This is a genomic window from Mitsuaria sp. TWR114 (genome assembly GCF_007997345.1).
Genome location: NZ_VOSR01000082.1, coordinates 1 through 7,730 on the forward strand (window position 1 = coordinate 1; position 7,730 = coordinate 7,730).

Here is a 7,730-nt window from a genome sequence, read left to right on the forward strand (position 1 = left end):
CAGCGTGCTCTTGCCGGACCCCGACGCGCCCAGCACCGCCAGCGTCTCGCCGGCCTTCACCGTGAGATCCAGGCCGTGGAAGACCTGCACGTCGAGCGGTCCCTCGACGAAGCGCTTGCCCAGGCCCAGGCCCTGCAGCACCACCTGCCCGGCGGGAATCCGCGCGGCGGCGGCCGCTGCCGGCTTCATGTCCTTCCCCTCATTCATAACGCAGCGCCTCCGCCGGTTGGACGCGGCTGGCACGCCAGCTCGGGTACAGCGTCGCGACGAACGCCAGGATCAGCGAGGTCACGGTGATCGGCACGATGTCCGACCACTGCGGATCGCTCGGCATGTGGCTGATCACGTAGATGCTGGCCGGCAGGAAGGTGGTGTGCAGCAGCCGCTCGATGAAGGGGACGATCACGTCCAGGTTGTGCGCGACCACCAGGCCCAGGCCCAGGCCGCCCAGCGTGCCGATCACGCCGGCCAGCGCGCCCTGGATCATGAACACGCCCATGATCGAGCGCGGGCTCGCGCCCAGCGTGCGCAGGATCGCGATGTCGGCCTGCTTGTCGGTCACCGTCATCACCAGCGTGGACACCAGGTTGAAGGCCGCGACCGCCACGATCAGGGTCAGGATGATGCCCATCATCCGCTTCTCGACCTGGACCGCGTCGTACCAGTTCGCGTTGGTGCGGGTCCAGTCGCGCACGTAGATGGCGCGGCCCTCGCGCAGCATCTCCCGCTGCAGCTGGGCGCCGACCTCGCGCGCCTGCTGGACGTCGCGCAGCTTCAGCTGCACGCCGCTCGGCGTGCCGGTGCGGAAGACCTTGGCGGCATCGGCCACGTGGATCAGCGCCAGGCCGCTGTCGTATTCGTAGTGCCCGGCCTCGAAGACACCCACCAGCGTGAACTGGCGCAGCGTCGGCTGCACGCCCAGCGGCGTCACCTGGCCCGAAGGAATCGCCAGCGTGATCTTGTCGCCCCGCTGCACGCCCAATTGACGCGCGAGTTCCACGCCCAGGATCACGTTCCACTGGCCAGGCACCAGGCGCGCCAGCAAACCCTCCTTCGCCAGCTCCGCCGCGATCGGCGTCACCCCCGGCTCGAAGGCCGGGTCGATGCCACGCACGATCGTCCCGCGCATGTCGGAACCGCGCGCAATCAACGCCTGGCCCGCGACGAACGGCGCGGCGGCAACCACCTCGGGATTCTTCTTCGCCGCATCGGCGACGGCGCGCCAGTCCGGCAAACCCTCGCCGCTGTCGTTCAGCAACTCCACGTGCGCGATCACCGACAACATCCGCGAACGCACCTCCTTCTGGAAGCCGTTCATCACCGAGAGCACGATGATCAACGCAGCAACACCCAGCGCGATGCCAAACATCGACACGCCAGAAATGAAGGAGATGAAGCGGTTGCGGCGCCCCCCTCGCCCAGCTCGCGTGTAGCGCCAGCCGATCTGCAACTCATAGGGCCAATTCATAGGGGGTGGATGCTAACCGCTCCCTTTCGGCTGAGCGCTTAGGGGAGGCTGATGAGCGACGGCTTGCGGAACAGGCCCGAGGCCGTCGGCGCCGCTCGCAGGGCGCCAACTCGCTCCGCTCACCTGCGGTTCGCTTTGCTCGGACAGACGGCGCCCCAGTCAGTTCTGGAAGCTCGCAGCACCAACGGCCTCGGGCCTGTTCCGCAACCCGCGATGCACCGAGTCGCCACCCCCTGCGTCGGCAGGGCGCGTCGTCAGCGCTCCCCGTCAGTGCGCCTCGTCCCAGTTGGCGCCGACACCCACTTCGGCCAGCAGCGGCACCTTCAGCGCGGCAACGCCAGCCATCAGCGTCGGCACCTCGGACTTCACCCAGTCCAGCTCCTCGTTCGGCACCTCGAAGACCAGCTCGTCATGCACCTGCATCACGATGCGCGTCTTCTTCCCCTGCTCGTCCAGCGCCTGCTGCACCGCGATCATCGCCAGCTTGATCAAGTCAGCCGCCGTGCCCTGCATCGGCGCGTTGATGGCCTGGCGCTCGGCGCCGCTGCGCCGCGGTCCGTTGCCCGAATTGATCTCCGGCAGCCACAGCCGGCGACCGAAGACCGTCTCCACATAGCCCTTCGCCTTGGCGAATTGCTTGGTGTCGTCCATGTACTGGCGCACGCCGGCGAAACGGGTGAAGTAGCGGTCGATGTAATCCTTCGCCGCCTTCTGCTCGATGCCCAGCGATTGCGCCAGCCCGAAGGCGCCCATGCCGTAGATCAGGCCGAAATTGATCGTCTTGGCATAACGGCGCTGCTCCGGCGTGACCCCGTCCAGACCGCCGCCGAAGACCTCCGCCGCCGTCGCCCGGTGCACGTCCTGGCCCTCCTGGAAAGCCTTGAGCAGGCCGGGGTCCTCGCTCATGTGCGCCATGATCCGCAGCTCGATCTGCGAGTAGTCCGCCGACACGATCACATGGCCCGGCGGCGCGATGAAGGCCTCCCGCACGCGCCGCCCATCGGCCGTGCGGATCGGAATGTTCTGCAGGTTGGGCTCGTTGCTCGACAGCCGCCCCGTCACCGCCACTGCCTGCGAGTAGGTCGTGTGCACCCGCCCCGTCTTCGCGTTGACCATCAGCGGCAGCTTGTCGGTGTAGGTGCTCTTGAGCTTGGACAGCGCGCGGTACTCGAGGATCTTGGCCGGCAGCGGGAAGTCGGCCGACAGCTTCTCCAGCACCTCCTCGTCGGTGGACGGCGCGCCGGTGGCGGTGCGCTTGACCACCGGCAGGCCCAGGCGGTTGAACAGGATCTCGCCGATCTGCTTGGGCGAGCCGATGTTGAAGGGCTGGCCGGCGATCTCGTAGGCCGCCTGCTCGGCGGCCACCATGCGCTGGCCCAGGTCGCGCTCTGCGCCTGCAGCTTGGCGGCGTCGATCAGCACGCCGGTGCGCTCGATGCGCGCCAGCAGCGCCGACACCGGCATCTCCACCTGCTCGTAGATGAACTTCAGCCCCGCGTCCGCCTCCAGCCGCGGCAGCAGCGTCTGATGCACGTGCAGGCACATCTCGAGTCCTCGCAGGAGTACTCCGACGCCTTCGCCACCTCGACCTGCGCGAACGGGATCTGGTGCGCGCCCTTGCCGCACAGGTCCTCGTAGCTCAGCCCTTTGCGACCCAGCACGCGGTCGGCCAGCGCCTCCAGGCCGTGGCTGCGATGCGCCTCCAGCACATAGCTCTCGAGCATCGTGTCGTAGGCCGTGCCCTGCACGGCGATGCCGTGGTTGGCCAGCACGTGGGTGTCGTACTTGACGTTCTGGGCGACCTTCTTCTTCAGCGGATCCTCGAACCACGGCTTGAGCCGCGCCAGCACCTCGTCCATCGGCAGCTGCTCGGGCGCGTCGGGGCCTTCGTGGCGCAGCGGGATGTAGGCCGCCTCGCCCGGCTTGACGCTGAAGCTGATGCCGACGATGCGCGCCTGCATCGGGTCGAGCGAATCGGTCTCGGTGTCGAAAGCGGCCAGCTCCGCCGCGTTCAGCTGCTCGATCCAGGCGTCCAGGCGCGACAGGTCGACGATGGTCTCGTAGCGCTTGTCCACGGGGATCGCGGGATGAGCATGCTGCGCGAAGGCGTCGGGCGCAGTCGCGCCGCCGAGGTCCGCCTCGGGCGCGACGCGCTTGGGCGCCTCGCCGCCGAGACGGGCTTCCAGGTCGCGCTTCCAGGTCTTGAAGCCGTTGCGCGCGTAGAACTCCAGCAGGCCCGCCTCGTCGACCGGGTTGAAGGCGAGCGCCTCCAGCGCCGGCCAGCCGGTCACGTGCAGGCACAGGTCGCAATCGACCTTGACGGTCACCAGCTTGCGGCCCATCGGCAGCCAGTCCAGCGCCTTGCGCAGGTTGTCGCCGGCCACGCCCTTGATCTTGTCGGCGTTGGCGATGACGCCGTCCAGCGAGCCATGCTCGCCGATCCACTTGGCCGCGGTCTTGGGGCCGACCTTCTCGACGCCGGGCACGTTGTCGACCGTGTCGCCCATCAGCGTCAGGTAGTCGATGATCCGGTCCGGCGGGACGCCGAACTTGGCCACCACGCCGGCCTCGTCCAGCTTCTCGTTGCTCATCGTGTTGATCAGCGAGACATCCGGCGTCACCAGCTGCGCCAGGTCCTTGTCGCCGGTGGAGATCACCACCTGGTGCCCCGCCTGCGCCGCCACCCGCGACAGCGTGCCGATGCAGTCGTCCGCCTCGATGCCGGGCACGGTCAACACCGGCCAGCCCAGCAGCTTCACCACTTCATGGATCGGGTCGATCTGCGCCCGCAGGTCGTCGGGCATCGGGGCGCGCTGGGCCTTGTACTCGGGGTACCACTCGTCGCGGAAGGTCGGGCCGGAGGCGTCGAAGACGCAGGCAGCGTGCTCGGCGCCGTAGTCGTCGCGCAGCTTCTTCAGCATCGCCACCATGCCGTGGATGGCGCCGGTGGGCTGGCCCTCGGGACCGCGCAGGTCGGGCATGGCGTGATAGGCGCGATAGAGGTAGCTGGAACCGTCGACCAGCAGCATCAGAGGTTTGCTCATCCCGCCATTGTTGCAGGCGCGCGCCATCCGCCGTGTCAGCAGCCTGCGCCTGACGCGGTCCCTCGCCCAGGGGAACAGGGTTTTCGAGGAGGCGGGCATAGAATCGGCGCCACCATGAAAACCACCCGCCTCGCCGCCCTGTTCGCCCTCCTGGCCGCCACCGCGCTCCAGGTCCACGCGGCCGACGCGCCGCCCCCGGCCCCGGCGCCCGCCGAAACGGTGAAGTTCCGCGACGTGCCCGAGGTGAAGGTCGAGCAGCTCGTCAACGAGGACGACAAGGTCCGCATCGAGGAGACCCGGGTGCGGGGCCTGACCCAAAAGGTCGTGGTCAAGAACAAGGACAGCAAGGCGCCCGAGTACGAGATCCTGCTCGGCGACGGCGGTCGCGACATCCCCACCCGCCAGGGCGCCGACCGCGGCAACGCGGGCTCGCGGGTCTGGCGCCTCTTCAATTTCTGACCACCCCGGCGCGACCCGCTCGGGTCGGCCCCCGGTCCGTTCCCTTTCCCCCTTCATGGCCGTATTCACCGACGTCTCGACCGAGCAGGCGCAAGCGCTGCTGGACACCCTGGCCCTGGGCGAGCTGCAGGCGCTCAAGGGCATCACCGCCGGCATCGAGAACACCAACTACTTCGTCACCACGGTTCGCGGTGGCGAGTCGCACGAGTACGTGCTGACGATCTTCGAGCGCCTGAGCTTCGAGCAGTTGCCCTTCTACCTGGAGCTGATGCGGCACCTGGCGCGCAAGGGGGTGCCGGTGCCCGCGCCGCAGCCCGACGCGCAGGACCGCATCCTGCACACGATCGCCGGCAAGCCGGCCGCGGTCGTGGACAAGCTGCGCGGCGGCCACCAGCTCGCGCCGGACCAGTTCCACTGCGAGCAGGTCGGCGCTGGCCTGGCCCGGATGCACCTGGCCGGCCAGGATTTCCCGCTGCACCAGGACAACCTGCGCGGCCTGCCCTGGTGGCGCGAGACCGTGCCGCTGGTGCTGCCGCACCTGGCGCCGGACCAGGCCGCGCTGCTCAAGGCCGAGCTCGCCTTCCAGGAACAGCTCGCGCCCAGCGCCGCGGCGCTGCCGCGCGGCCCCATCCATGCCGACCTGTTCCGCGACAACGTCATGTTCGACGGCCTGCCCGGCCGGGAGATGCTCAGCGGCTTCTTCGACTTCTACTTCGCCGGCGTCGACAGCTTCCTGTTCGACCTGTGCGTCTGCCTGAACGACTGGTGCATCGACCTGGACAGCGGCCGCCTGGACGAGCAGCGCGCCACCGCCTTCGTCAAGGCCTACGAGTCGGTGCGCCGGCTGAGCGGCGCCGAGCACCGCCTGCTGCCGGGCCTGCTGCGCGCCGCCGCGCTGCGCTTCTGGATCTCCCGCCTGTGGGACTTCCATTTGCCCCGCGAGGCCAGCCTGCTCAAGCCCCACGATCCCACCCATTTCGAGCGCGTCCTGCGCGAGCGCATCGCCAAGCCGTGGCATGCGCTGGAGTCCCTCCCATGATCCTGCACCTCCAATCGGTCCCGCCGCGCAACGGCCTGCTGTGGGTGCGCCATGGACTGAAGGTGCTGCAGCGCAAGCCGATCGCGCTGATCGGCCTGTTCGGCCTGTTCGCGCTGTTCAACATCGCCATCAACTTCGTGCCGCTGATCGGGCAGGTGCTGTCGGCGGGCTCGCTGCCGCTGATGTCGCTGGGCTTCATGCTGGCCGCCCACCAGGTGCTGCAGGCGCAGACGCCCACCGCCTCGGTGTTCCTGCAGCCGCTGCGGCTCACGCCCGAGCGGCGCCGCGCCCAGCTGCTGCTGGGCCTGGCCTGCGCGCTGTCCCTGATGGCCGCCGGCGCGCTGTCGCTGCTGGTGGACGGCGGCGCGCTGCTGACGCTGCTCGAGATGCGCCAGAGCGGCCAGAGCGACGCCGCGATCGAGGCCGCCATGGCCGCCAATCCGATGCTCTTCTTCGGCGGGCTGCTGCGCATGGTCCTGCTGATGGCGGTGCTGGTGCCCTTCACCCTGGCCCCGGCGCTGATCCACTGGGGCGGCCAGGGCGTGATGCAGTCGCTGTTCTCGTCGGTGCTGGGCCTGTGGCGCAACAAGGGCGCCTATGCGCTGTTCGGCGTGGCCTGGATCGGCCTGAGCTTCGCCGGCCTGATCGTGCTGACCCTGTTCGCCGTGCTGCTGGGACAGCCCGGCCTGGCGCAGGTGCTGGCGGTGCCGCTGGTGATGGCGCTGGCCACGGCCCAGTTCTGCTCCATGTATTTCGTGTTCATCGACTGCTTCATGTTCGGCGCGCCCCGCGACCTGCCGGAGTCTCCCGGTACCCCGGGCACGCCCGGCTGACCCCCCGCCGGGCGCCCTGCGCCCGCGCCTTCCCCCGGACAGCGTCCTCACGACGATTTCACAGCATCGTCACTTGCTCTTCGCAGAATCCGCCCGCCTTTTCATTTGCAGCGGAGCCTTCAAGAATGAGCAAGCAGCACGACCTCGTGGCCAGCCAGTCCGACGTCAACGAGTACGACGAGGATGCCGTCCTCAACCCGTCCGCCAATCCCCATTTCGAGGACATCCTCGCCGCGCGCCTGTCGCGCCGCGTCGCCCTGAAGGGTGGCATCAGCACCACCGCGGCGGCGCTGCTTGGCGGCTCGCTCCTGAGCGCCTGCGGCAGCGACGATGACAGCACCCCGGCTCCTGCGCCCGCCCCGGCACCCGCTCCGGCCGCGCTGAAGATCGGCTTCACCGCGGTCGCCAAGAACAAGAACGACCTGGTGACGGTGCCCGAGGGCTACAACGTCAGCATCCTGCACGCGCTGGGCGATCCGATGCACTTCGGCGACGAGTCCTGGAAGGACGACGGCTCCGAGGCCGCCGACTCCTACAACCGCCGCATCGGTGACGGCCACGACGGCATGTACTGGTTCGGCATGAGCGACGCCGGCGCCTTCGACGCCAAGCGCTCGGACCGCGGCCTGCTGGCGGTGAACCACGAGTACGTCGTCGCGCCCTACGGCCTGCACCCCGCCGGCCGCGCCGCGGGCGCCACGCGCAACGCCACCGAGGTCGAGAAGGAGATCTACGCGCACGGCGTCAGCGTCGTCGAGGTCAAGCGCGACGGCGCCAACACGACGATGGTGCGCGGCTCGCGCTACAACCGCCGCGTGACCTCGGCCACGACGATGGACATCACCGGCCCGGCCAAGGGCCACCTGCTGCTGCAGACGCTGTTCAGCC

6 protein-coding genes and 1 pseudogene are annotated in these 7,730 nt (G+C 69.1%); 4 read left to right on the top strand and 3 right to left on the bottom strand.

What is annotated here, in order from left to right:
- The 3 genes and pseudogenes from FUT87_RS04385 to polA form a co-directional block, all read right to left on the bottom strand.
- A partial coding sequence (locus tag FUT87_RS04385; RefSeq protein WP_255511660.1) for an ATP-binding cassette domain-containing protein occupies positions 1-189 on the bottom strand: 189 nt, incomplete at its 3' end.
- 10 nt (positions 190-199) lie between these two features.
- Positions 200-1,468, bottom strand: a complete 1,269-nt coding sequence (locus tag FUT87_RS04390; protein WP_147240207.1) for a lipoprotein-releasing ABC transporter permease subunit — start codon at positions 1,466-1,468, stop codon at positions 200-202.
- Between the two features lie 267 nt (positions 1,469-1,735).
- A pseudogene (gene polA, locus FUT87_RS04395) lies at positions 1,736-4,511 on the bottom strand (DNA polymerase I).
- Between the two features lie 114 nt (positions 4,512-4,625).
- On the opposite strand from polA, the gene FUT87_RS04400 reads away from it, so the two are divergent.
- From FUT87_RS04400 to FUT87_RS04415, 4 genes are all read left to right on the top strand, one after another.
- Entirely contained in the window at positions 4,626-4,970 is a 345-nt protein-coding gene (locus FUT87_RS04400; RefSeq protein WP_091725396.1) for a hypothetical protein, read from the top strand.
- A gap of 55 nt (positions 4,971-5,025) precedes the next feature.
- Positions 5,026-6,009 (top strand): homoserine kinase, encoded by a 984-nt coding sequence (locus FUT87_RS04405; RefSeq protein WP_147240208.1) that lies wholly within the window; start codon positions 5,026-5,028, stop codon positions 6,007-6,009.
- Complete coding sequence (locus FUT87_RS04410) at positions 6,006-6,842, top strand: BPSS1780 family membrane protein (RefSeq protein ID WP_091725401.1); 837 nt, start codon at positions 6,006-6,008, stop codon at positions 6,840-6,842. Before FUT87_RS04405 ends, FUT87_RS04410 begins: the two co-directional genes overlap by 4 nt.
- A 125-nt stretch (positions 6,843-6,967) precedes the next feature.
- On the top strand, positions 6,968-7,730 hold a 763-nt coding region (locus tag FUT87_RS04415), incomplete at its 3' end, for a PhoX family phosphatase (protein WP_147240209.1).

Bases quoted from the DNA above. Each gene is read 5' to 3' on its own strand.
- FUT87_RS04410 (WP_091725401.1), top strand. From the start codon at position 6,006: ATGATCCTGCACCTCCAATCGGTCCCGCCGCGCAACGGCCTGCTGTGG.
- FUT87_RS04390 (WP_147240207.1), bottom strand. From the start codon at position 1,468: ATGAATTGGCCCTATGAGTTGCAGATCGGCTGGCGCTACACGCGAGCT.
- FUT87_RS04405 (WP_147240208.1), top strand. From the start codon at position 5,026: ATGGCCGTATTCACCGACGTCTCGACCGAGCAGGCGCAAGCGCTGCTG.
- FUT87_RS04400 (WP_091725396.1), top strand. From the start codon at position 4,626: ATGAAAACCACCCGCCTCGCCGCCCTGTTCGCCCTCCTGGCCGCCACC.